The organism is Sedimentitalea nanhaiensis DSM 24252 (genome assembly GCF_000473225.1).
GTDB lineage: Bacteria > Pseudomonadota > Alphaproteobacteria > Rhodobacterales > Rhodobacteraceae > Sedimentitalea > Sedimentitalea nanhaiensis.
This window is the reverse complement of sequence record NZ_KI421509.1, coordinates 2,942,635-2,965,575: the sequence shown is the minus strand read 5'-3', so window position 1 is coordinate 2,965,575 and position 22,941 is coordinate 2,942,635. Positions and strand designations below refer to the sequence as shown.

Sequence of the window (22,941 nt, the reverse complement as noted above, 5' to 3'; positions counted from 1 at the left end):
AACAATCGGCCTGCCGCTTTTTCTACGTCGCATCGAGAGAGCGCAGCATGGACCACAACAGGGTACAGCGACGGGTTTCGCAATGGATATCACGTTTCTTCTGAACGGAGAGACCGTGGCCTTGTCAGGCGTTTCGCCGACGCAAACGCTGCTGGACTGGCTGCGCGAAGAACGGCGCCTTACCGGAACCAAAGAAGGCTGCAACGAAGGCGATTGCGGGGCCTGCACGGTGATGGTGACGGATCGGGACGGGGCCAGGGCGCTGAACGCCTGCATCCTGTTTCTGCCCCAGTTGCAGGGTAAGGCCGTGCGCACCGTCGAGGGCGTTGCCGGGCCAGGCGGGGCGCTGCACCCGGTGCAACAGGCGATGATCGCCCATCACGGCAGCCAATGCGGGTTCTGCACACCGGGTTTCGTGATGTCGATGGTGACTGCCCATGCCAATGGCGCCACCGATCACGACACCCAACTGGCCGGAAACCTGTGCCGCTGTACCGGCTATGCGCCGATCATCCGCGCCGCCCAGGCGGTGACGGATGCGCCGGTGCCGGAGTGGGTGGCACGCGACCGCCTGGATTTGCCACAGGTGCCAGGTGCCGCCCACAGCCCGCAAAGCGCGGACGATCTGGCGCTGGCCTTTGCGGCACAGCCGGACGCGGTTCTGGTGGCCGGGGCGACCGATGTCGGCCTTTGGGTGACCAAGCAGCTGCGCGAACTGACCCCGGTGATCTTTCTGGACCGCTGCGCGGACCTGAAAATCATCGACATCGGCACGGACGAGATCCGGTTCGGCGCGATGGTCGACATGAACGCGATGGGGGCTGCGCTGGCCGATCTGCACCCCAGCTATGGCGAAATGATCCGTCGCTATGCCAGTGTGCAGGTGCGCAATGCGGCAACCGTCGGCGGCAATATCGCCAATGGCTCGCCTATCGGGGATAACCCCCCGGCGCTGATCGCACTGGGGGCAACCCTGCATCTGCGGCGGGGCGATGACCGGCGGTCCCTGCCGCTCGAAGCTTTCTTTGTCGATTATGGCAAACAGGACCGCGCGCCGGGTGAATTTGTCGTGGCAGTCAGCTTTCCACGCCAGCCCGACCGGCTGAAATGCTACAAGCTGTCCAAACGCTTCGATCAGGATATCTCGGCGGTTTGCGGCTGTTTCAACATCACCGTGCAGGATGGCATGGTGCGCGCCGCGCGCATCGCCTTTGGCGGCATGGCCGGGGTGCCCAAACGCGCCCACGCGGTCGAGGACGCGTTGACCGGCCAGGCCTGGACCGCCGAGACCGTCGCAACCGCCCAGACCCGCTTTGACGCCGATTTCGCCCCGATGAGCGATATGCGCGCCTCGGCGCGCTATCGGCTGGAAACCGCACGGGCGATGCTGGCGCGCTATCTGGCCGAGGATCGGGGCGAACCGGTGTCGGTGCTGGAGATCGCACCATGAGTGTCGCCACCCCCCTGCCCCACGACGCCGCGCAGCTGCATGTCACCGGTGCCGCGCGCTATGTCGACGATATCCCGACGCCCGCAGGCACGCTGCATCTGGCCTTTGGCCAGAGCACGATTGCACGGGGTCGCATTATCGCGATGGATCTCGCGGCGGTGCGGGCCGCCCCCGGTGTCGTGGCGGTGTTGACGGCGGACGATTTGCCCTTTGCCAATGACGTATCGCCCTCGGCCCATGATGAACCCCTGCTGCCGGACGGCACCGTCCATCATGTGGGCCAGGCGATCTTTGCCGTGGTGGCAACCAGCCATCTGGCGGCACGCAAGGCGGCGCGATTGGGTCGGCTGGACTATTCAGAAGACACACCGATCCTGACCATCGAGGCGGCGCTGGCCGCCGGGAGCCGGTTCGAGGACGGCCCGCGCATCTATCAGAAAGGCGACGCGGCGGCGGCCATAGCGGCGGCGGACCATGTGATCAAAGGCACGCTGGAAATCGGCGGGCAGGAACATTTCTATCTCGAAGGTCAGGCGGCCCTGGCCCTGCCGCAGGAAGGCGGCGACATGCTGGTGCATTCCAGCACCCAGCACCCGACCGAGATCCAGCACAAGGTGGCCGAGGCCATCGGCGTTCCAATGCACGGCGTGCGGGTCGAAACCCGGCGCATGGGCGGTGGCTTTGGCGGCAAAGAGAGCCAGGGCAATGCGCTGGCGGTGGCCTGCGCGGTGGCCGCCCGGTTGACGGGACGGCCCTGCAAGATGCGCTATGACCGCGATGACGACATGATCATCACCGGCAAGCGGCACGATTTCCGCATCGCCTATCGCGCCGGGTTCGACGGCGAAGGGCGAATTTCGGGCGTCGACTTCGTGCAATTTACCCGTGGCGGCTGGGCACAGGATCTGACGCTGCCGGTTGCCGACCGCGCCATGCTGCATGCGGACAATGCCTATCGGTTGCCCAATGCGCGGATCGAAAGCCATCGGTTGAAGACCAACACCCAAAGCGCCACCGCCTTTCGCGGCTTTGGCGGCCCGCAGGGGGTGCTCGGGATCGAGCGGGTGATGGACCATATCGCCCACGACCTGGGGCTGGATCCGGTTCTGGTGCGGCAGCGCAATTATTACACCGGGGCGGATGGGCGATCTGCCCCCGCCAACCGGACCGGCAACATGACAACAAACACCACGCCCTATGGCATGGTGGTCAAGGATTTCGAACTGCTCGGCATGACCGAGGCCCTGCTGGCCAGTTGCGATTATGCGGCCCGCCGCGCGGCAGTGGCGCAGTGGAACGCCAGCCACGCGGTGATCAAGAAGGGGCTCGCCTTTTCGCCGGTGAAATTCGGGATTTCATTTACCCTGACCCACCTCAATCAGGCCGGGGCGCTGGTGCATGTCTATCAGGACGGATCGGTGCATCTGAACCATGGCGGCACCGAAATGGGTCAGGGGCTGTTTCAAAAGGTGGCGCAGGTGGCCGCCAGCCGGTTCGCCATACCGTTGCAGAGCATCAAGATCACCGCCACCGATACCGCCAAGGTCCCCAATACCTCGGCCACCGCCGCATCGTCGGGCAGCGATCTGAACGGGATGGCGGTCAAGGCCGCCTGCGACACGATCCGCGCGCGACTGGCCGAGTTCCTGGCCCAACGGCATCAGGCAGACGCAGGCGCGGTGCGGTTCGTCGATGGGCAGGTGCATGTAGAGGACGCGTCCTATTCCTTTGCCGAAGCCGTCGGGCTGGCCTATGCCGGGCGCGTCAGCCTCAGCGCCACGGGATTCTACAAGACTCCCAAGGTCGAATGGGATCGAATTCTGGGACAGGGGCGACCATTTTTCTATTTTGCGCAGGGCTGTGCGGTGACCGAGGTGGCAGTGGACACACTGACCGGCGAGAACCGCATCCTGCGTGCGGATATCCTGCATGACGCCGGTGCATCACTGAACCCGGCCATCGACATCGGGCAGATCGAGGGCGGGTATGTGCAGGGCGCGGGCTGGCTGTCAACCGAGGAACTGGTCTGGGACGAGGCGGGTCGGCTGACGACCCACGCCCCCAGCACCTATAAGATCCCTGCCTGTTCGGACCGCCCCGACGTGTTCAACGTGACGTTGTGGGACTGCGACAATCGCGAAGAAACGATTTATCGGTCCAAGGCGGTGGGCGAGCCGCCGTTCATGTTGGGCATCTCGGCCTTTCTGGCGCTCAGCGATGCGGTCGCCAGCTGTGGAGACAGCTATCCGGCGCTGGATGCCCCGGCGACCGCCGAACAGGTCTGGACCGCGATCCAGAGGGTCCGTCATGGGGTTTGATCTGGCAAAGCTGCGTGCCGCGGTCGCCGAACATGGCCGCGTGGTGCGTGTTGTGATTGCCGCGATCCGCGGCTCCTCGCCGCGCGAGGTGGGGGCGGCGATGCTGGTCTGGCGGGACGGGCAATCGGGCACCATCGGCGGCGGCACACTGGAACACCAGGCGGCGCGGGCGGCACGCGGCCTGACGGGACCGGTGCTGAGCCAGCATGCGCTGGGGCCGGACCTGGGCCAGTGCTGCGGCGGGGCGGTGACCCTGCTGAGCGAGGTTTTCGATGCCGAATCGGTGACAACCCTGGACGGCGACGTGATCGCGCGTCCGGTCAGGGTCGATACGGCGATGCCCATGGCGGTCAAACGGATCCTCGCGCAAGCGCGCGGCCAGGGCGTGCCCGTACAGCCCCAACTGACCGAGGGCTGGATGATCGAACCGGTGCATCGGCCCGACCGGGGGGTGTGGATCTGGGGTGCGGGCCATGTGGGCCGGTCCCTGGTGCAGGTTTTGAGCCCCTTGCCCGAGATCGCGCTGACCTGGGTCGACACCGCACCCGACCGGTTCCCCGAAATCGTGCCCGACGGCGTGACCGTGGTGCCGGTCGCGAACCCGGCCGATCTGGTGCGTCATGCGCCGGCCGACGCCGCGCACCTGATCGTGACCTATTCCCATGCGCTGGATCTGGACCTATGTCATCGGTTGCTGGCGCACGGGTTCGCCTTTGCCGGGCTGATCGGGTCGAAAACCAAATGGGCGCGGTTCCGGTCGCGCCTGACGGCGCTGGGACATACGCCCGACCGCATCGCCGCGATCACCTGTCCGATCGGAGATCCGGCCCTGGGCAAACATCCGCAGAGCATCGCGGTGGGCGTGGCGGCCATGCTGCTGCACCCCGCGGACAGTAGCTGCACAACAAAGGATCTGAGCGCGTGACCGTTCCTCTTCTGAGCCTGCAGGGCCTGACCAAGGCCTATCCCGGCGTCGTGGCCAACAACAACGTGTCCTTTGATATCGGCACCGGGCAGGTCCATGCCCTGCTGGGCGAGAACGGCGCGGGAAAATCCACTCTGGTCAAAATGATCTATGGATTGGTGAAACCGGACAGCGGCGTGATGCTGCTCAACGGCTCGCCCTATGCCCCGAGCGAGCCGCGCGCGGCGCGCGCTGACGGGATCGCCATGGTGTTTCAGCATTTCTCGCTGTTTGACGCGCTCAATGTGGCCGAAAATATCGCCTTGGGTATGGAAACCCCGCCCGCCATGCGTGATCTGGCCAAGCGCATCCGCGAGGTCAGCGAAACCTATGGCCTGCCGCTGGACCCGTTCCGCACGGTTGGGGATCTGTCGGCGGGCGAACGTCAGCGGGTCGAGATTATCCGTTGCCTGTTGCAGGATCCCAAGCTCTTGATCATGGATGAACCCACCAGCGTTCTGACCCCGCAAGAGGTGGACATCCTGTTTGAAACCCTGCGCAAGCTGAAATCCGAAGGCACCGCGATCCTGTATATCAGCCACAAGCTGGAAGAGATCCGCGCCCTGTGCGACCACGCCACGGTGCTGCGTCTGGGCGAGAACGTGGGCGAATGCGTGCCCGCCGACACCAGCGCACGCGATATGGCGGAACTGATGGTCGGCACCACGTTGCAGACCCCGGAACGCTCCGGGCGCGACCTGGGCGACGTGGCGCTGGACATCAGCGGGTTGTCGGTGGCGTCACCCGGCGAGTTCGGAACCGCCCTGAAGAACCTGCACATTACGGTGCGCCAGGGCGAGGTTCTGGGCATCGGCGGCGTGGCTGGCAACGGCCAGGACGAACTGCTGGCGGTGCTGTCCGGCGAGATCCAGACTGCGGCGGATGCGGTGCGCCTGAACGGGCAGCCTGTGGGCAATCTGGGGCCGACGGCGCGGCGGCGGCTGGGCCTGTTGACCGCGCCCGAGGAGCGGCTGGGCCATGCGGCCGCCCCGGATATGAGCCTGACCGAGAACGCGATGCTGACCGGTTCGGTGCGCGAGAGCCTGGAACGCCACGGGTTCCTGAAATGGCGCGAGGCGCAGGGTTTTGCCGAAAGGATCATCCACGATTTCGACGTGCGCACGCCGGGTCCCGACAATGCGGCGCGGTCGCTGTCGGGCGGCAATCTGCAAAAGTTCGTGATCGGACGCGAGGTGCTGCAACGCCCCGAGGTGCTGGTGGTGAACCAGCCCACCTGGGGTGTGGATGCCAGCGCCGCCGCCGCGATCCGACAGGCGATCCTGGATCTGGCTGCAAATGGCGCGGCGGTGGTCTGTATCAGTCAGGATCTGGATGAGTTGATGGAGATCAGCGACCGCTTTGCGGCGCTGAACGAGGGCCGTCTGAGCACCCCGCGCGACACCAGGGATCTGACCATCGACGAGATCGGACTGATGATGGGTGGCGCACACGGTATGGAGGTGGCGCATGTCTGAATCGGAGCACCCAAGAGTTTTCGTGCCTTCGGCGAGGATATTTTCGGCAAGAGGAAGCCTGGGGGTGTGGCAATGATCGTTCTGGAGAGACGGCCGCAGCCGTCGCGCAACTGGGCGCTGGCGACGCCGCTGGTGGCGGTTCTGGCGACGATGGTGTTTGGCGGCCTGTTGTTTGCCGTGCTGGGCAAGAACCCGGTCGAAGCGATCCGAACGATATTCTGGGATCCGCTGTTCGGCGAGTTCGCGTTCTATTATCGCCCGCAGCTGTTGGTGAAAGGCGCGCCATTGGTGCTGATTGCCATCGGGCTGAGCCTGGGGTTCAAGGCCGGGGTCTGGAATATCGGTGCCGAAGGGCAGTATATCATGGGCGCGCTGGCGGGGGCGGGCGTGGGGCTTGCGTTCTATCCGCTGGATGCCTGGTACGTGTTTCCATTGATGGTGATCGGCGGTGCCCTGGGCGGTTGGGCCTGGGCGATGATCCCCGCCATTCTGAAAGTGCGGTTCGGCACCAACGAGATCCTTGTGTCGCTGATGCTGGTCTATGTGGCCGAGCAATTGCTGGCCTCGATGTCGCTGGGGCTGATGCGCAACCCGGAAGGCCACGGCTTTCCCGGCAGCCGCAACCTGAATGATTACGCGGCAGCGACAAGCTGGATCAACCAGAATGCCGGGCTGCACTGGGGCGTTGCGGCGGCGTTGATTGCGGTGATCTTTGCCTATGTCCTGCTGAACCGGCACATGCTGGGCTTTCATATCCGCCTGACCGGCGAAGCCCCGCGCGCGGCGCGATTCGCAGGGGTCAACCCGGCGCGGCTGATCCTGTTCTGCCTGGGTATTTCGGGGGCGCTGGCCGGGTTGGCAGGGTTGTTCGAGGTGGCCGGTCCGGCCGGTCAGGTCAGCATCGATTTCAACATCGGATACGGCTTTACCGCAATCATAGTCGCTTTTCTGGGCCGTCTGCATCCACTGGGCATTCTGCTGGCCGGCGGGCTGATGGCCCTGACCTATATCGGCGGAGAAATCGCGCAATCGCAACTGGGCCTGCCCGCTGCGGCGATTCAGGTGTTTCAGGGCATGCTGCTGTTTTTCCTGCTGGCGCTGGACCTGCTGACCCATTTCCGCATTCGGCTGCGCAAGAGAGAGGTCGCGTAAAATGGATCTGAGTTCAATCAATCCGGTCCTGCTGATTGCCTCGCTGATGGTGGCGGCGACTCCGATCCTGTTGGCGGCCATTGGCGAGTTGGTGGTGGAAAAGGCCGGCGTTCTGAACCTGGGCGTCGAAGGCATGATGATCACCGGCGCGATCTGCGGTTTTGCCATCGCGGTGGAAACCGGATCGCCCTGGCTGGGCTTTGGCGGGGCGGCCATCGGCGGGGCGGCCCTGTCGCTGCTGTTCGTGCTGCTGACACAGGTGGCGCTGGCCAATCAGGTCGCCTCGGGGCTGGCGCTGACCTTGTTCGGGCTGGGTCTCAGCGCGCTGCTGGGCCAACGCTATGTCGGGATCAAACCTCCCCCGACACCGCGTCTGGATATCCCGCTACTGGGCGATTTGCCGGTGGTGGGGCCGATCCTGTTCGGTCACGACCTGATCCTGTACCTGGGCATCGCGCTGATCGCGGCGGTCTGGGCGGCGCTGAAATACAGCCGCGCCGGATTGATCCTGCGAGCGGTCGGCGAAAGCCACGATGCCGCCCATGCGCTGGGGTACAAGGTGGTGCGTATCCGCATCCTGGCGATCCTGTTCGGCGGGGCCTGCGCCGGGCTGGGCGGGGCTTATATCAGCCTGGTGCGGGTGCCCCAGTGGACCGAGGGCATGACCGCCGGGGTCGGCTGGATCGCGCTGGCACTGGTGGTGTTCGCCAGCTGGAAGCCCTGGCGGGTGCTGTTGGGGGCCTATCTTTTTGGCGGCATTACGGTTTTGCAACTTAATCTGCAAGCGGCAGGCGTTGCCATTCCGGTCGAGTATCTGGCAATGTCGCCCTATCTGATCACCATCCTCGTTCTGGTGATCCTGTCCAAGGACAAAAGCCGCGCCCCGGCCTCGCTGGGTAAAATATTCCACGCTTCTCACTGAGGGGCCAAAAAAACCAAAATAGGGGAATCAGAATGAAACTCACTGCTCTTTTTGCCAGCGCCGCGATGGTGCTGGGACTTGCGACCGGCGCCGTGGCGCAGGACAAGACCAAGATCGGATTTGTCTATGTGGGGCCGGTCGGCGACGGCGGCTGGACCTATGAACACGACCAGGCCCGCCAGGCCGTCGTGGCCGAATTCGGCGACAAGGTGGAAACCGTCTTTGTCGAATCCGTTCCCGAAGGTCCTGATTCCGAACGTGTCATGACCCAGATGGCGCTGAATGGCGCCGACCTGATCTTTACCACCTCGTTTGGCTACATGGACTCCACGATCAACGTCGCCAAGAAATTTCCCAACGTGAAATTCGAACATGCCACCGGTTACAAAACCGCCCCGAATGTCTCGGTCTATTCCGCCCGCTTCTACGAAGGCCGCGCCGTGCAGGGACATATCGCCGGCAGGATGACCAAGTCAAACATCGTGGGCTATATCGGCTCTTACCCGATCCCCGAAGTGATCCGGGGCATCAACAGCGCCTATATCCACGCCAAAAAGGTCAATCCGGACGTTCAGTTCAAGATCGTCTGGGCCTACACTTGGTTCGATCCGGCCAAAGAGGCCGACGCGGCCAAGGTTCTGATCGAACAAGGGGCGGACGTGATCCTGCAGCACACCGATTCCACCGCACCGCAGGCCGCGGCCAAGGCTGCGGGCAATGTGATCACCTTCGGGCAGGCCTCGGACATGAGCGAATATGCGCCCTCGCCGCGCGTGTCCTCGATCATCGACAACTGGGCCCCCTATTACATCGCGCGCACCCAGGCGGTGATGGATGGCACCTGGGAGTCCGTCAACACCTGGGACGGCATCGGGGCTGGCATGGTCGGCATCGGTGAAATCAGCGACGCGGTCCCGGCCGAGATCAAGGCCGAAGCCCTGGCGCTCAAGGACTCGATCGCCGCGGGCGACTATCACCCGTTCACCGGCCCGATCCGCAAGCAGGACGGCAGCGCCTGGTTGGCCGAGGGCGAGGTTGCGGATGACGGCACGCTGGCGGGGATGAACTTTTATGTCGAAGGCATCGAGGGCGACATCCCGAACTGACCCCGCGCCCGGGGAACACAAAACCCCGCCCCCGCAGACACCTGCGGGGGCGGAGCGCGTTCTAAAGGCCGGATCGCGAGAGCCAGCGGACAACTGCGATTGGTTCACTGATATCCGCGATCTGTTCGCCGGTCCTGCCGTGGATAGAGAAGCGCAACGCGCCTGATCAGACCTCTACGATCGTGGTGACGGTCTCGCGGAAAAAATCCAGCAAGCCGTCCGTCTCGTGCGAGACGATATATGTCAAGCTCGTGACATCCCGCTGTCTCTCGCCATAGAAAAACTTCTGGTTAAACCGGATCAGATGCCAGCCGTCTCCCAGGGCGAAACTGTCGATGCCCAACGCCTCGGTCCCTTTGGGAAACACGTCCTGGCCCAGCCGCCCGATTACCTCCGCCAAGCCTTCACGGGACGTGGCCTGCTGCCAGCTTGTATCCGCCTCGTCGCGGTAATGGTCGATGCGGAAATCGACGTCTTCCGAGATCAGTTCAAAGAGCGACGGGTCGCCGGCGATGAATTTGGCGAGGACTTGCCCGATGGCTGTTTCCTCGGATTTGACGGGGCGCATTTGCATGATCAGTCGTCCTTTTTGCTGTGATGGAGCCTAGATACGGTCGCGCCGAAACTTAGTGAATTGCTATTTTAACTATCCATTGTATAGTCATTGCCTATGATTGATCTGAATACGCTGCGCTATTTCACCAGCGCATTTGAGACCGGGACGTTTAGCCAGGCCGCGCGCGCAAACGGCGTCAGCCAGCCGACCGTGTCGGCGGCAATCCAGAAACTGGAGGACAAGCTGCGCGCCCCGCTGTTTCAGCGGTCGAAATCAGGGCTGACGCCGACAACGCTTGCGCGCAGGCTGTATCACGATGCGGAACAAAGCGTCACGCATCTCTCGACGCTCGAGAACCGCCTGCGCGACGAGCCGCAGAAAATCGTCCGGGTTCACTGCGCTCTCGACATTCTGATCCGGGGAATCGCGCCGGGGCTGAACAGTCTGCGCCGGCAATCCGATGCCCTCGTCTTCAGCTTTACCGCAGAACCGCAGGACAGTGATATCGCCTATGTGTCGGATATTTGCGTGCCGGACAACCATGCGTTCATTCCCCTGGCGGACGAGCCGTTTCGCGTCGCCGCCGCCCGGTTCCATCCGCTTGCCGCCCAAACCGGCGTGCGTCTGGCCGATCTTGTGGATCACCCGCTGATTCAACGGCCCTATTGCCCCAACGCCGATCACATGAAGCTCGGGTCTGTGCAGGTGTCCGCCGCGGCGCGGGCCATGAACGATACGCAACTGCTGGAACTGGTCGCCGCGGGGCTGGGGATCGCGTTTGTCCCGCGATCGCACGCGGACGGGCGCGACGATATCGCGGTGTTGCCTCTGCTCGACGCGGATGCCGGGACCCGCAGGATCGGCATTTCGCATCGCAAATCCGCCTTTGCAAAGGGATTGGCCGAGAGGCTTACGCTGACCTAGCGTTCACATCGTCCGGCGGCGCCGACCTGGATTGTTATCGCGGCGACGCGTCCCCGCTGGCCCGCGCCGTCCAGTGCCGCAAAGCGTTTCAGCCGCCATTCCGAGAGGCGCGCGCAATATATTGGCCGACAAACGGCGCTCAGGCGCGGGCTAGTTCGCGTTTCAGTTTCTGCATCTTGCGGGTGATCATCTGCCGTTTCAGCGGTTTCAGATAGTCGATGAACAGCTTGCCGTTCAGATGGTCGATCTCGTGCTGCACGCAGGTGGCCCACAGCCCGTCAAAGCCCTCTTGCCGCGCCTTGCCGTGCTCGTCGATCCAGGCGACCTCGACCTCGGCGGGGCGGGTAATTTCGGCATATTGCTCGGGGATCGACAGGCAGCCTTCGTCATAGACGCTGGTCTGTTCGCTCGCCGCCACAATCTCGGGGTTGAACATCACCAGAGGGCGCGGCGCGGCACCGTCTTCCTTGATGCAATCCAGCACGATCAACCGGCTCAGCACGCCGACCTGCGGCGCCGCCAGACCGATGCCCGGCGCGTCATACATGGTTTCCAGCATATCCTTGGCCAGCATGCTCAGCTCGCCGGTGACATCGGCCACCGGATCACAGACCTTTTTCAGGCGCGGATCGGGATGGATCAGAATAGAACGTTTCATGCCGGATTATTTAGGGGATTGCCCGCCGTATCGCAACGCCCCTTGCACCCAGCGCCATTCCGAATAACTTGCGCGCAACCAACAGGAGAAAGCCATGAACCTGACCCATACGATTGCCAGCCGTTTTGACGACCCCATCGACCGCCGTGGCACCCACAGCAGCAAGTGGGACAAGATGGAGCAGCTGTTCGGCGTCTCTGCCGAGGACGGTCTGGCAATGTGGACCGCCGATTCCGATTATGCCAGCGCGCCCTGCGTGATCGAAGCGGTGCGCCAGGCGGCGGATCTTGGGGTGTTTGGGTATTCCTGGGAGCATCTGGCCTATCGCGACGCTATCCAGTGGTGGATGAAAAACCGGCACGGCTGGGACATCGACACCAACTGGATCCTGACCTCGCAGGGGCTGGGCAATGCCATTGCCCTGTGCCTGGACGTCTGGACCGCCCCCGGCGATGGCGTGGTGATCTTTCCGCCGGTCTATCACGAATTCGCCCACAAGATTAACAAGTCCGGTCGCAAGGTGCTGGAATGCCCGCTGGTGCGCGACGGCGACACCTATGCGCTCGATCTGGACGATGCGCAGAACCGCCTGACCGGCAGCGAAAAAATGCTGTTCTGGTGCTCGCCCCAGAACCCCTCGGGCCGGATCTGGACAGCGGATGAACTGCGCGCGGTGGCCGAGTTTGCACGGCGCAACGACCTGATGCTGGTCTCGGACGAAATCCACCACGATCTGATCTACAGGGGCCACACCTTTGTGCCGATGGACGTCGCCGCGCCGGAAATCCGGGATCGGCTGGTCATGCTGACCGCTCCATCCAAGACCTTTAACATCGCCGGGCAGCGGACCGGCAACATCATCATCCCCGACGATGGCCTGCGCGCGGCCATGGCCAACCGCCTGAACACGCTGGACTATGCCCCCGGCTCACTGGGTGTGCAGATGATCACGGCGGCCTATTCCCCCGAAGGGGCGGAATGGGTCGATGCGCAAATGGAATATCTCGACGGCAACCGGCAGCTGTTTGACGCCACCATCGCCGACATTCCGGGCCTGTGGTCGATGCCACTGCAAGCCACCTATCTGGCCTGGGTCGACTTTTCCGGCACCGGGATGAGCTATGACGACATCACCGCCCGGGTCCGCAACGATGCCCGTATCGCCGCCTCGCCGGGGCCTGGATTCGGCACCGGCGGCGAGATGCATATGCGCTTCAACCTGGCAACCCAGCGCGCCCGCGTCCAAGAGGCGTGTGAGCGCCTGCGCACCGCCTTTGCCGACCTGCAGTAATCAGTCGCGCGGCAACAGACCCATCGGGGCCTCCGGCGCGCGATAGTGGTCCAGCGGAGCCTTGTCCACGGCGGCGGTATTGCGTTTGAATTCATAATGCCGCTCGCCGGCTTCGGGCTCGGACGCGATGATCAGGCATTGGTACATATGCCGCCCGCCATCGTACAGATCAACCAACCCGCGCAGCGCCGGAACCGAGTCGTCTTCCACCGCGAACCCGTCACGCCAAAGGCGCAGGACGGTATAATACTCCTCGCCGACCAGAACCCGCAAACGGCTGGCCTTTTTCAGACCGGCCAGACGGGCCGCGTTCAATTCATCGCGAATCTCTTTGGAGACATAGGTGGACATGGCGTATTTCTCCCCGGCAACGGGCCAATGCTGACAGCGGGACCAAAAAAATCAAGCCACACTTCTGTAACACGCCACGTCACCAGACGGCCCGATCCCCAAACAGGCCACCAGGACCGGCAAATGTGCAGCAATGCAGGCGGGTTGCGCGATTGTCGACCTGTGCAGCACCGCCGTGCCGCCCTACCTTGTGTGGGGAAACAACCGGAGAACCGAAATGGGATTGTTGATTGACGGCACCTGGAGCGACCAATGGTACGATACCAAATCCACCGGCGGCAAATTCGAGCGTTCCGCCGCACAGTTCCGCAACTGGGTCACCGAAGACGGCGCGCCCGGACCATCCGGTCGCGGTGGGTTCGCCGCCGACTCCGGGCGCTATCATCTCTATGTCAGTATGGCCTGCCCCTGGGCTCACCGCACCCTGATCTTTCGCCGGATCAAGGGGTTGGCAAACCATATCGGCGTCTCGGTGGTGCATCCCGACATGCTGGGCGACGGCTGGACCTTCCAGACCGACTCGCATGGTGCGCAGGGCGATGGCCTGTTCGGGCTGGACTATCTGCATCAACTCTATACCCGTGCCGATCCGGCCTATAGCGGCCGCGTCACCGTACCGGTTCTGTGGGACACGCACCACAACACCATCGTGTCCAATGAAAGCTCGGAAATCATCCGCATGTTCAACGCCGCCTTTGACCGGCTGACCGGCAATACCCGGGACTACTGGCCCGAACCGATGCGCGACGCGATCGAACAGGTCAACACGCGGGTCTATGACACCGTCAACAACGGCGTCTACCGGGCCGGTTTCGCCACCAGCCAATCGGCCTATGATCAGGCGGTACAGGCGCTGTTTGACAGTCTGGACTGGCTCGAGACCCGGCTGTCAGCCAAACGCTACCTGATGGGCACGCAACTGACCGAGGCGGACTGGCGCCTGTTCACGACACTGGTGCGATTTGATTCGGTCTATCATCTGCATTTCAAATGCAACCGGTCCCGGCTGATCGACTATCCCAATCTCTGGGCCTATGTGCGCGAGTTGTATCAGGTGCCCGACGTCGCGGACACGGTGAACATGGCGCATATTGTGCGCCACTATCATTACAGCCACGACAGCATCAATCCGAACCGGATCATACCGATCAACCCGCAGCTCGATTTTCTGGCCCCGCACAACCGCGATCAGCGTCCCGCCGCATAATGTTCGACCATCGCCGCCAGATCCTCCGGCGGGGTTTCGCTTTGCACATAGGCGCAGGCGTTCGGCGAATGGGCAAAAATCGACCCGTCCGAGAAAAAACTGGTGTTGGTGACAAAGATCACCCGCGCCTCTGGGCGGCGATAGCTGGCAAAATCCGCCACGGCCAACGCGCTGCCTTCTTCCAGCACCAGATCCAATACAATAATCTCGAAATTCCCGGCATAAAGCGACAGGATGGCCGCTTCCTGCGTGTGAACCAGGGTCACAACCGCACCCTGGCGTTCAAGATGCCGCCGCCACAAAAGCCCGAGCTCGGGCCGACTTTCAACAATGAGCACGTTCATAATGATATCCCAGCACGAATTGCCGTATAGTGAGTGTGCCTCTCCCTAATCGCTCTGATCTGCCCATTCTATTAACAAAACCTTAACGAAAAACTAAGTCAGGTTGACGCTAGGTAACTTCCTTGTGCAACGGGCAAAAATCCGCTTAACCCTGTCGAATCGACACCAAAAATGTTCAGGAATCCGCCTATGCCCAAACCAGAGCTTGCCATGATCCTGCCTCATCGCGACCACGGAGGTGGCCTGGATGCCACAATTCGCAGGCACGGTGGAACGCGCGAGACCTGGCTCGATTTGTCTACCGGCATCAACCCGGATCCGTATCCGCTGGTCCCGTTCCCGTCACAGGACTGGACCGCCCTCCCCGATCAGGCCGCTCAACACGCCATCTGCGCGGCGGCACGGCGGTTTTGGGCGGTGCCTGACGACGCGGCAATCCTGCCCGCGCCCGGTGCATCGGCGCTGATTGCCCGCTTGCCGCATCTGGCCGCGCCCGGTCGGGTGCAGATCACTATGCCCACCTATAACGAACATGCCGCCGCCTTTCGCGCCCAGGGCTGGACCGTCACCGAAACCGGCCCGGCACAGGCCCGCGTTCTGGTGCATCCCAACAACCCCGACGGACACCTCTGGCAGGCCGATGACGCCGATGCCGCCCTGACCGTGATCGACGAAAGCTTTTGCGACACCCGCCCCGATGCCAGCCTGATCCACCTTGCCAGCCGCCCGGGCTGCGTGGTGCTGAAAAGCTTTGGCAAGTTCTGGGGGCTGGCCGGACTGCGGCTGGGCTTTGCCATCGCCACGCCCGATGTGATTCGCGAACTGGCGGCGATGCTGGGGCCATGGCCGGTTTCGGGCCCGGCCCTGCGCCTGGGCGCGGCGGCATTGTCCGATGACATCTGGGCACACACCACCCGCGCGCGGCTGGCGCGCGATGCCGGCCGGCTGGATCAGGCGATGATCGCACGCGGCGCGCAGGTGGTTGGCGGCACCGATCTGTTCCGCCTTTACGATACCCCCGATGCCGCCGCGTGGCAGGACCGATTGGCCGGGCGGCACATCTGGACCCGCATCTTTCCCTATTCCGACCGCTACCTGCGCCTGGGCCTGCCGCCCGCACAGGGCTGGGACCGGCTGTTGGACGCCTTGTGAGCACCGCCCTGCCCTTGGCATTGGCGCTGCTGCTGGACGCCGCCATCGGCGAACCGCGCTGGCTGTGGTCGCGCCTGCCGCACCCCGCGGTGGTGATGGGGCGCGCGGTGGGCAGGCTGGATCACGCCCTGAACCGAGGTCCGATGCAGCGGCTCACCGGCGTGGCGGCGGTGCTTGTGCTGGGGTCGGGGGCCATCGCCATGGGTCAGGCCCTGTCGCATCTCGGCCCGCTGGTTCAGATCCTGTGCGCCGCCATCCTGCTGGCCCAACGGTCGTTGGTGCAGCATGTGCAGGCGGTGGCCGATGCCCTGCGCCTGTCGGTCGGGGACGCCCGTCAGGCGGTCGCGATGATCGTCAGCCGCGACTGTAGCGGCATGACCGACGCCCAGATCGCCCGCTCGGCCATCGAAAGCGCGTCGGAAAACCTCAGCGACGGGGTCATTGCCCCCGCCTTCTGGTTTCTGCTCGCCGGACTGCCCGGTCTGCTGCTGTACAAAGCGATCAACACCGCCGACAGCATGATCGGTTATCGCAATGAACGCTACGCCCGGTTCGGCTGGGCGGCGGCGCGCCTTGACGATGTGCTGAACCTGATCCCCGCGCGGCTGACCGCCGCGATGATCGCGCTTCTGGCGGGGCAACTGCCGCACTGGGCGGACATTGCCCGCGATGCCCGCCGCCACCGCTCGCCCAATGCCGGCTGGCCCGAGGCCGCCATGGCCCGGGCCCTGAATCTGGCACTGGCCGGGCCGCGCAGCTACGACGGGCAGATGCAGGATCTGGCCTGGGTCAACGGCACCGCGCGGCGCCAGATCGGCGCCCCCGAGATCGACGCCGCCGTGGCCATGCTGTGGCGCATCTGGCGGCTGACGCTGACCGGGATCGCTGTCCTTGCCACCGCCCACTTGCTGACAGGCTGACACTCATTCACCGCTCGCTCACGGTTCCAGCCCCAGCGTCAGGCGCACGGGAAAGCGTTCACCCGCCTCGCTCAGCATGAGCAGAACCCCGTTTTTGCGCACATAGATATCGCAACGGCTGAACCCGTTGCGATAATTGATGCACACGCGCCCGTCCTCGGCGATATGAAACACCCCAAAGGCCGATCCGCCGCCATTGGCATAGGTATAGGAATACGCACCGCCAGCCGAAAACTTCGACACACCGCCGTCATGATAGGTCAGCGTCGCGCCATCGGCCAAATCCCTCAGATCCTGCGCCGACAGGCGTATGTCACCGCCGCGCACCGCCCAGTCCTGAGCCGCCAAAGGCCCGGCAAGGCACAGGGCCAGGGCCATAAAATGTCCGCGCATGTCGCATCCTCTTCGTCCTGGTGACCTATCCTAGCGCACCCTGGCACCCGCGCCCTCTCACGTCTGCGGCATCATTGCTGACCCCAGGGTCAGCCGTGTCTTGGGAAAAATTCTGCACCCCAGCGGAACCGATCCCGCCCTCGCCCGTTATCCCAGCACACCAAGACGGTGACGGGCGCAACAAACGCCCGGCGCAAAACACAGGAGAAGTCGAGATGAAAAATTTTCTGACGACCACAGCAGTTGCCCTGGCACTTGCACTGCCCGCTTATGCCGCTCAGGACGAAGTCAAGGAGCAGATCAAGGACACCGCCAGCGAAGCTGCAACCGCCGTTGAAAACACCGCCGACAAGGTTGGCGAAACGGTGGCCGAGACCGCCGACAAGGTCGGCGAGACCGTGGCCGAAACCGCCGACAAGATGACGCCGGACACCGACCAGTCGATGGTCCAGCCGCCCGCCATCATGCCCGCCGAAGGCTATGCCGTCGTTGAACCGGCCACGGTCACAGTAGAAGAGCTGGAAGGCGCACGCGTCTATGACGCCAACAATGAATGGATCGGTGAAATCTCGAAGATCATCGCCGAACCCAGCGGCCAGATCACCACGCTGGTTGTCGATGTGGGGGGCTTTCTGGGCATTGGCGAAAAGCCCGTCGCGTTGAATTTCGACAGCTTCCGGCTGTTCCGTGCCGACGACGGAAAAGACCTGAAGGCCCATGTTTCCACCACTCAGGAAGAGCTGGAAAACATGCCGGAATACGAAAGCTGACACGCACGCAAAGCCAACTCTCAGGGGGGCCTCACCGGTCCCCCTTTTTTGTCGGCTCAGGCCACCAGCGATTCGGCCCGTTTCAAATCAACCGACACCAGCTGGCTGACGCCCTGCTCGCCCATCGTCACCCCAAACAGCCGGTCCATGCGGCTCATGGTGACGGCATGGTGGGTGATGATCAGGAACCGGGTGTCGGTCTGGCGGCACATCTCGTCCAGCAGATCGCACAGCCGCGTCACATTGGCATCGTCCAGCGGCGCGTCGACCTCGTCCAGCACGCAGATCGGGGCCGGATTGGCCAGGAACACCCCAAAGATCAGCGCCGTCGCGGTCAACGTCTGCTCGCCGCCCGACAGCAACGACAGGGTGCTCAGCTTCTTGCCCGGCGGCTGACACATGATTTCCAGCCCGGCGTCCAGCGGATCGTCGCTTTCGACCATCACCAGATTGGCCTCGCCGCCGCCGAACAGGTGCTTGAACAGCAGCGCAAAGTTGCTGTTCACCTGCTCGAACGCTGTCAGCAACCGTTCGCGCCCCTCGCGGTTCAGACTGGCAATGCCGCTGCGCAGGGTGCGGATCGCTTCTTCCAGATCGGTCTTTTCATTGGCCAGCGTGTCATGCTCTTCCTGCACCTCACGGGCATCTTCCTCGGCCCGCAGGTTGACCGCCCCCAGCGCATCGCGCTGGCGCTTGTGGCGGCTGACCTCGGCCTCCAGCGCCTCGGCGGTGGGCATCCGGTCCGGGCTCACATCCAGCTGGTTCAATAACTGGTTCGGCGTCAGCTGCTGATCCTCGGCAATGCGCTCGGCCGCGTGGGTCACGGTTTCGCGCGCGGCTTCGGTGCGCGCCTCGGCCGCCGCGCGGGCTTCGCGCGCTTCGGATGCGGCCCGTTCGGCGTCGCGCTCGGCCTGCACCGCCTCGCGTTGCTCTGCCTCGGCCCCGGTCAGCTTGTCGGTCGCCTCGGTGCGCCGGGCCTCGGCCTCGGCAATCGCAACCGACAGTTCATCGCGCCTTGCGGCAATCTCGGCAGGCACGGCACCCGCCTGGATCAACTCGGCTTCGGAGCTCGCCTTGCGCTCGGCCAGCTCGGCGATACGCTTTTCCGCCGTGTCCAAACGGTGCCGCCAACCGCTCAACTCCTTGGTCACTTCCTGGCTGCGCCTGGTGCGCGCCTCGCCCTCACGGCGCAGCTCGTCATGGGCGGACCGCCGCGACATCATGGTGATGCGACTGGCCTCAACCGTCATCTTGATGTCTTCGGCGGCGGCACGGGCGGCGTCCAGATCGCCCAGATCGGCCCGTGCGCGCTCCGCTTCCAACAGCTGCGCGCGCGCCGCCATCGCCTCTTCCTCGTGGCGCTTGACCGCCAGTCCCAGCGATTCCAACCGCCCCTGTGACAGGTTGCGCTCGGCCTCGGCCCGGCTCAGCGCGCGGCCCGCATCTGTCACCGCCCGATCGGCGTCGCGGCGCGCGGTACGGGCGCGCTGATCGGCCTCGGCCAGTTCCGCAAGTTGCCGGGTCAGACTCTCATGCGCCTGCACCGCCCCTTCGGCTTGGGCCGTGGCCTGAACCAGAGCCTGCTTCAACTCTTCCAGCCGGTTCAGCTGTTGCAACCGCAACGCCGCCGCACTGGGCGCATCCTCGGCCCAGGCGCGATAGCCGTCCCACCGCCACAGATCGCCCTCAAGCGAGACCAGCCGCTGCCCCGGCAACAGATCGCCTTGCAGGCGCGGGCCATCATCGGCGGCCACCAGCCCAATCTGCCCCATCCGCCGCATCAGCACATCCGGCACCGATACGTGGTTGGACAGCGGCGTGATCCCGCCGGGCAACGGCTGCGCCGCATCGTATTGCGGCAACACGGTCCAGCCCGACGGCCCGTCGCCCTCAACCTCGGGCGCGCGCAAATCATCGGCCAACGCCGCTCCCAGTGCCTTTTCAAACCCCTGCTGCACCTGCAGACGGTCCAGAATCTGGCCGCCCTCGGCGGTATCGCGCTGCAACAGCTTGCTCAGCGCCGTCACCTCGGCCTGCAACGCGTTCAACTCGCCGGTCGCCTCGGATCGTTCGGCCCGTGCATCGGCCTCGCGCTCATGCGCCTCGGCGCGCTCGGCCTCGGTCCGGCTCAGCGCCTCTTCGGCCCGCGCCGCCGCCGCCACCGCTTCGGCCTCGGCCTCGGTGGCAACCGCAAGATCCTGTGCCGCCCTGGCCAGCGTCTCTTCCGAGGCCGCCATGGCCGCGCGGGCCTTATCCGCCTCGGCTTCGGATTTTCCCTGGGTCTTGCGGCTGTCATCCAGCAAGCGCTGCGCCGACTGATGCCGCGCCGCCAGACGGGCCACATCCTCGGTCAACTGGCTCAGATCGGTTTCGCGCATCTGCAACACGGCGGCAGCGTCATGCGCCATCTCGGACGCTTCCTCCAGCCGGTCCGCGTGGCCCTCGCCCGCCTTGGCCAGTTCGCGCTGTTCCCATTCCAGCCGCTCGATGGTCTCTTCGGCATCGTGGTTCAGCCCGGCCTCGCGCTCGATGTCCCGACCCAACTGTTCGATGCGCCCGGTCAGGGTGTCGATGGTCTGACGCGCGCGGCTTTCCTGATCGGCCAGCGTATCGCGCTGCACCTGCAAGCGCTGCAACACGGCGGCGGCAATCGCCTCTTCCTCGCGCAGCGGCGGCAGCGCGGCTTCACATGCGCCGCGCCGTGTGCTGGCCTGCCGTGCGGCCGCCTCGGCCTGTGCCGCCTGGGCGGTACGATTGCCCAGGACCTCTTCGGCGGCGGCCCGGGCCGCGTCGGCCTCAGCCCAGCGGCGATACAGCAACATGCCCTCGGCCTGGCGCAGCTGTTCGCCGATCTCGCGGTAGCGCGCCGCCTGCCGGGCCTGACGCGCCAGTTGCGCCAGCTGAGCGGCCAGCTGCTCCAGCACATCATCGACCCGCAACAGATTGACTTCGGCCCCTTTCAGCTTCAGCTCGGCCTCGTGCCGACGCTGATACAGGCCGGAAATCCCCGCCGCTTCTTCCAGAATCCGCCGCCGCGCCTTGGGCTTGGCCCGGATCAGCTCGCCGATCTGGCCCTGACTGACCAGCGCCGGCGAATGCGCCCCGGTCGAGGCGTCGGCAAACAGCATTTGCACGTCGCGGGCACGCACATCCTTGGCGTTGACCTTATAGGCGCTGCCGACATCGCGGGTGATGCGGCGCACGATATCCAGTGAATCGCTGTCGTTGAACCCCGCCGGGGCCAGCCGTTCGGTGTTGTCGATCTGCAGGCTGACCTCGGCAAAATTGCGCGCCGGACGGGATGACGCACCGGCAAAGATCACGTCCTCCATGCCCGAGCCGCGCATCGTCGTGGGCCGGTTCTCGCCCATGACCCAACGCAGCGCCTCCAGCAGGTTCGACTTGCCGCAGCCATTCGGCCCGACCACCCCGGTCAGCCCGTCCGCGATCAACAGATCCGTCGGGTCCACAAAGCTCTTGAAACCAGTGAGTCGAAGCTTGGAAAAACGCAATTGCCTGCCTATGCCGTATGAGTCCTGCCTGACCTCGCAATGTTGCGCCTCGTGCGCAACGAGTCAATATCTTTGCGCAGCATCTAGGGAAATCCGCTGATTTATCCACAATATATTGATGCCTACCCTCTTGAGGCAACGCACAGGCCACGGCGCAGGCCCTAGTACGGGTCGCAATCGTATTCCGGGTATGGCCCGCCGGGAATGTGATACCCGCGCAGGCTGATCTCAAGACAGCTGAACGATCCTGTTTCGCGCGGAAACGCCACCGGCGGCGGCCGCCCATCACAGGACAGAACCCCGGTGGCCACCGCCTGATCGCCGCGTATCTCGACCACTTTGCAGCCGCTGACCTTGGCCATGGCAAAGGCGGCGCGCCCCCGGATCGGGCCGAACCGGGGGGCATATTGCGGGTTTATCCGCACGGCTTCGGCCAACGCGCCCCGCACCCGCACATCGAACACGCTGTCAGCCACCGTGATCCGGGTGGCGGGGGCGGCCCGGAAATACGGGCTTGGCCCGCCACAGGCGGCCAGCAGGGTCAGCGCAATGAACAACCATCGAAACATGCGGCCACACTGCCCGCACCATGGTTAACAACGCCTGAACCGGGACGGCAACCAGGCAGAAACGGCTTGCCGCAACCGTCAACCGGTCATATTAATTTACCAATCAACCGGAACGCCCCATGCCCTTTCACAAGATCCAGGCCGAGAAACTGTCGACCTCCGTCGTGCGCCAGATCGAACTGCTGATCCTGCGCGGCATCCTGCGCCCCGGCGAACGCCTGCCCTCCGAACGTGAACTGTCCGAGCGTCTGGGCGTGTCCCGCCCCAGCCTGCGCGACGCGGTGGGCGAATTGCAGGGCAAAGGCCTTCTGAGCAGCCGCGCCGGGTCGGGCATCTATGTCGCCGACGTGCTCGGCTCGGCTTTCTCCCCGGCTCTGACCCGCCTGTTTGCCAGCCATGACGAAGCGGTGGACGACTATATCTCGTTTCGCCGCGACATCGAGGCATTGGCCGCACAGCGCGCGGCGCATCTGGGATCGGACAGCGATCTGGCGGTGATCCAGACCGCTTTCGACCGGATGCAGGCCGACTCTCCGCGCCGCAGCCCCGAGGACGAAGCCCGCCTGGACGCCCAGTTCCACAGCGCCATCATCGAGGCCAGCCACAATGTGGTGATGCTGCACATGATGCGCGCGATGTTCGATCTGCTGCGCGAGGGCGTGTTCTATAACCGGCAGGTCATGTTCCGGCAACGCACCACCCGTGCCGCCCTGCTGGACCAGCACCGCGCCATCAACGACGCGCTGCAAGCCCGCGATCCCGCCGCCGCCCGCGCCGCCGTCATCGCGCATCTGGATTTCGTCGAACAGGCCCTGACCGATCAGCGCCGCGCCCGGCGCAACGAAGAGGTCGCCCGCCAGCGGCTGGAGCATGAAACGTCGAAGTGATCCGCGGTCTGAGGCGGCTG

21 protein-coding genes are annotated in these 22,941 nt (G+C 64.4%); 14 read left to right on the top strand and 7 right to left on the bottom strand.

What is annotated here, in order from left to right; genetic code table 11:
* The first annotated feature begins 82 nt into the window (after window positions 1–82).
* The 7 genes from xdhA (at window position 83) to NANH_RS0116415 (ending at window position 9,387) form a co-directional block, all read left to right on the top strand.
* Window positions 83–1,450 (top strand): xanthine dehydrogenase small subunit, encoded by a 1,368-nt coding sequence (gene xdhA, locus NANH_RS0116445; RefSeq protein WP_027263021.1) that lies wholly within the window; start codon window positions 83–85, stop codon window positions 1,448–1,450.
* A complete protein-coding gene (xdhB, locus tag NANH_RS0116440; RefSeq protein WP_027263020.1) occupies window positions 1,447–3,768 on the top strand; it encodes a xanthine dehydrogenase molybdopterin binding subunit in 2,322 nt (773 codons plus the stop codon). The genes xdhA and xdhB overlap by 4 nt, the downstream gene beginning before the upstream one ends.
* Complete coding sequence (gene xdhC / locus NANH_RS0116435; protein ID WP_027263019.1) at window positions 3,758–4,693, top strand: xanthine dehydrogenase accessory protein XdhC; 936 nt, start codon at window positions 3,758–3,760, stop codon at window positions 4,691–4,693. Before xdhB ends, xdhC begins: the two co-directional genes overlap by 11 nt.
* Window positions 4,690–6,207: an ABC transporter ATP-binding protein gene (locus NANH_RS0116430; protein WP_027263018.1), complete on the top strand. Its 1,518-nt coding sequence runs from the start codon at window positions 4,690–4,692 to the stop codon at window positions 6,205–6,207. The genes xdhC and NANH_RS0116430 overlap by 4 nt, the downstream gene beginning before the upstream one ends.
* A gap of 72 nt (window positions 6,208–6,279) precedes the next feature.
* The gene (locus NANH_RS0116425) at window positions 6,280–7,359 is read left to right on the top strand and encodes an ABC transporter permease (protein ID WP_027263017.1); all 1,080 of its coding nucleotides are present in this window, start codon (window positions 6,280–6,282) and stop codon (window positions 7,357–7,359) included.
* A gap of 1 nt (window position 7,360) precedes the next feature.
* Window positions 7,361–8,281, top strand: coding sequence for an ABC transporter permease (locus NANH_RS0116420; protein ID WP_027263016.1), 921 nt, complete (start codon window positions 7,361–7,363; stop codon window positions 8,279–8,281).
* 32 nt (window positions 8,282–8,313) lie between these two features.
* Window positions 8,314–9,387 (top strand): BMP family ABC transporter substrate-binding protein, encoded by a 1,074-nt coding sequence (locus NANH_RS0116415; protein ID WP_027263015.1) that lies wholly within the window; start codon window positions 8,314–8,316, stop codon window positions 9,385–9,387.
* Between the two features lie 166 nt (window positions 9,388–9,553).
* On the opposite strand, the gene NANH_RS0116410 is transcribed toward NANH_RS0116415, so the two are convergent.
* Entirely contained in the window at window positions 9,554–9,961 is a 408-nt protein-coding gene (locus NANH_RS0116410) for a hypothetical protein (RefSeq protein ID WP_051372491.1), read from the bottom strand.
* 96 nt (window positions 9,962–10,057) lie between these two features.
* Here NANH_RS0116410 and NANH_RS26490 point away from each other — a divergent pair, with 96 nt between their 5' ends.
* Window positions 10,058–10,867 (top strand): LysR family transcriptional regulator, encoded by an 810-nt coding sequence (locus NANH_RS26490; RefSeq protein ID WP_051372490.1) that lies wholly within the window; start codon window positions 10,058–10,060, stop codon window positions 10,865–10,867.
* Window positions 10,868–11,006: 139 nt separating this feature from the next.
* On the opposite strand, the gene def is transcribed toward NANH_RS26490, so the two are convergent.
* Window positions 11,007–11,525: a peptide deformylase gene (gene def / locus NANH_RS0116400; protein WP_027263013.1), complete on the bottom strand. Its 519-nt coding sequence runs from the start codon at window positions 11,523–11,525 to the stop codon at window positions 11,007–11,009.
* 94 nt (window positions 11,526–11,619) lie between these two features.
* Between def and NANH_RS0116395 the strand changes: the two genes are divergently transcribed.
* Window positions 11,620–12,816, top strand: coding sequence for a MalY/PatB family protein (locus NANH_RS0116395; RefSeq protein ID WP_036049962.1), 1,197 nt, complete (start codon window positions 11,620–11,622; stop codon window positions 12,814–12,816).
* Here the strand turns inward: NANH_RS0116395 and NANH_RS0116390 are convergent, their stop codons facing one another.
* Window positions 12,817–13,167 (bottom strand): hypothetical protein, encoded by a 351-nt coding sequence (locus NANH_RS0116390; RefSeq protein ID WP_027263011.1) that lies wholly within the window; start codon window positions 13,165–13,167, stop codon window positions 12,817–12,819.
* A 217-nt stretch (window positions 13,168–13,384) separates the two neighbouring features.
* Here NANH_RS0116390 and NANH_RS0116385 point away from each other — a divergent pair, with 217 nt between their 5' ends.
* On the top strand, window positions 13,385–14,374 hold the full coding sequence (locus NANH_RS0116385; protein ID WP_027263010.1) for a glutathione S-transferase family protein: 990 nt from the start codon (window positions 13,385–13,387) through the stop codon (window positions 14,372–14,374).
* Here NANH_RS0116385 and NANH_RS0116380 read toward each other — a convergent pair.
* Window positions 14,356–14,718: a response regulator transcription factor gene (locus NANH_RS0116380; RefSeq protein ID WP_027263009.1), complete on the bottom strand. Its 363-nt coding sequence runs from the start codon at window positions 14,716–14,718 to the stop codon at window positions 14,356–14,358. The genes NANH_RS0116385 and NANH_RS0116380 overlap by 19 nt on opposite strands.
* 189 nt (window positions 14,719–14,907) lie before the next feature.
* Between NANH_RS0116380 and cobD the strand changes: the two genes are divergently transcribed.
* Window positions 14,908–15,870: a threonine-phosphate decarboxylase CobD gene (cobD, locus tag NANH_RS0116375; RefSeq protein WP_051372488.1), complete on the top strand. Its 963-nt coding sequence runs from the start codon at window positions 14,908–14,910 to the stop codon at window positions 15,868–15,870.
* Window positions 15,867–16,790: an adenosylcobinamide-phosphate synthase CbiB gene (cbiB, locus tag NANH_RS0116370; protein WP_027263007.1), complete on the top strand. Its 924-nt coding sequence runs from the start codon at window positions 15,867–15,869 to the stop codon at window positions 16,788–16,790. Before cobD ends, cbiB begins: the two co-directional genes overlap by 4 nt.
* 18 nt (window positions 16,791–16,808) lie before the next feature.
* On the opposite strand, the gene NANH_RS0116365 is transcribed toward cbiB, so the two are convergent.
* Window positions 16,809–17,183, bottom strand: a complete 375-nt coding sequence (locus NANH_RS0116365; protein ID WP_027263006.1) for a hypothetical protein — start codon at window positions 17,181–17,183, stop codon at window positions 16,809–16,811.
* 215 nt (window positions 17,184–17,398) lie between these two features.
* Here NANH_RS0116365 and NANH_RS27535 point away from each other — a divergent pair, with 215 nt between their 5' ends.
* A complete protein-coding gene (locus tag NANH_RS27535; protein ID WP_139236253.1) occupies window positions 17,399–17,953 on the top strand; it encodes a PRC-barrel domain-containing protein in 555 nt (184 codons plus the stop codon).
* Between the two features lie 56 nt (window positions 17,954–18,009).
* Here NANH_RS27535 and smc read toward each other — a convergent pair whose 3' ends face one another.
* Window positions 18,010–21,465, bottom strand: coding sequence for a chromosome segregation protein SMC (smc, locus tag NANH_RS0116355; protein ID WP_027263005.1), 3,456 nt, complete (start codon window positions 21,463–21,465; stop codon window positions 18,010–18,012).
* Window positions 21,466–21,626: 161 nt separating this feature from the next.
* The gene (locus tag NANH_RS26480; protein WP_074920504.1) at window positions 21,627–22,034 is read right to left on the bottom strand and encodes a hypothetical protein; all 408 of its coding nucleotides are present in this window, start codon (window positions 22,032–22,034) and stop codon (window positions 21,627–21,629) included.
* A gap of 119 nt (window positions 22,035–22,153) precedes the next feature.
* Here NANH_RS26480 and NANH_RS0116345 point away from each other — a divergent pair, with 119 nt between their 5' ends.
* Window positions 22,154–22,921 carry a FadR/GntR family transcriptional regulator gene (locus tag NANH_RS0116345; protein WP_027263004.1) on the top strand — a complete coding sequence of 256 codons (768 nt, stop codon included), beginning with the start codon at window positions 22,154–22,156 and terminating at the stop codon, window positions 22,919–22,921.
* Window positions 22,922–22,941 lie beyond the last annotated feature (20 nt).

What these genes read in the sequence shown, in the direction of transcription:
- NANH_RS0116415 (WP_027263015.1), top strand. Translation starts at nt 8,314, where the DNA reads ATGAAACTCACTGCTCTTTTTGCCAGCGCCGCGATGGTGCTGGGACTT.
- NANH_RS0116395 (WP_036049962.1), top strand. Translation starts at nt 11,620, where the DNA reads ATGAACCTGACCCATACGATTGCCAGCCGTTTTGACGACCCCATCGAC.
- def (WP_027263013.1), bottom strand. Translation starts at nt 11,525, where the DNA reads ATGAAACGTTCTATTCTGATCCATCCCGATCCGCGCCTGAAAAAGGTC.
- NANH_RS0116345 (WP_027263004.1), top strand. Translation starts at nt 22,154, where the DNA reads ATGCCCTTTCACAAGATCCAGGCCGAGAAACTGTCGACCTCCGTCGTG.
- NANH_RS26480 (WP_074920504.1), bottom strand. Translation starts at nt 22,034, where the DNA reads ATGTTTCGATGGTTGTTCATTGCGCTGACCCTGCTGGCCGCCTGTGGC.
- NANH_RS0116385 (WP_027263010.1), top strand. Translation starts at nt 13,385, where the DNA reads ATGGGATTGTTGATTGACGGCACCTGGAGCGACCAATGGTACGATACC.
- xdhB (WP_027263020.1), top strand. Translation starts at nt 1,447, where the DNA reads ATGAGTGTCGCCACCCCCCTGCCCCACGACGCCGCGCAGCTGCATGTC.
- NANH_RS0116410 (WP_051372491.1), bottom strand. Translation starts at nt 9,961, where the DNA reads ATGCAAATGCGCCCCGTCAAATCCGAGGAAACAGCCATCGGGCAAGTC.
- xdhC (WP_027263019.1), top strand. Translation starts at nt 3,758, where the DNA reads ATGGGGTTTGATCTGGCAAAGCTGCGTGCCGCGGTCGCCGAACATGGC.
- xdhA (WP_027263021.1), top strand. Translation starts at nt 83, where the DNA reads ATGGATATCACGTTTCTTCTGAACGGAGAGACCGTGGCCTTGTCAGGC.
- NANH_RS0116380 (WP_027263009.1), bottom strand. Translation starts at nt 14,718, where the DNA reads ATGAACGTGCTCATTGTTGAAAGTCGGCCCGAGCTCGGGCTTTTGTGG.
- cobD (WP_051372488.1), top strand. Translation starts at nt 14,908, where the DNA reads ATGCCCAAACCAGAGCTTGCCATGATCCTGCCTCATCGCGACCACGGA.
- NANH_RS27535 (WP_139236253.1), top strand. Translation starts at nt 17,399, where the DNA reads ATGAAAAATTTTCTGACGACCACAGCAGTTGCCCTGGCACTTGCACTG.
- NANH_RS0116425 (WP_027263017.1), top strand. Translation starts at nt 6,280, where the DNA reads ATGATCGTTCTGGAGAGACGGCCGCAGCCGTCGCGCAACTGGGCGCTG.
- NANH_RS0116420 (WP_027263016.1), top strand. Translation starts at nt 7,361, where the DNA reads ATGGATCTGAGTTCAATCAATCCGGTCCTGCTGATTGCCTCGCTGATG.
- NANH_RS26490 (WP_051372490.1), top strand. Translation starts at nt 10,058, where the DNA reads ATGATTGATCTGAATACGCTGCGCTATTTCACCAGCGCATTTGAGACC.
- NANH_RS0116390 (WP_027263011.1), bottom strand. Translation starts at nt 13,167, where the DNA reads ATGTCCACCTATGTCTCCAAAGAGATTCGCGATGAATTGAACGCGGCC.
- NANH_RS0116365 (WP_027263006.1), bottom strand. Translation starts at nt 17,183, where the DNA reads ATGCGCGGACATTTTATGGCCCTGGCCCTGTGCCTTGCCGGGCCTTTG.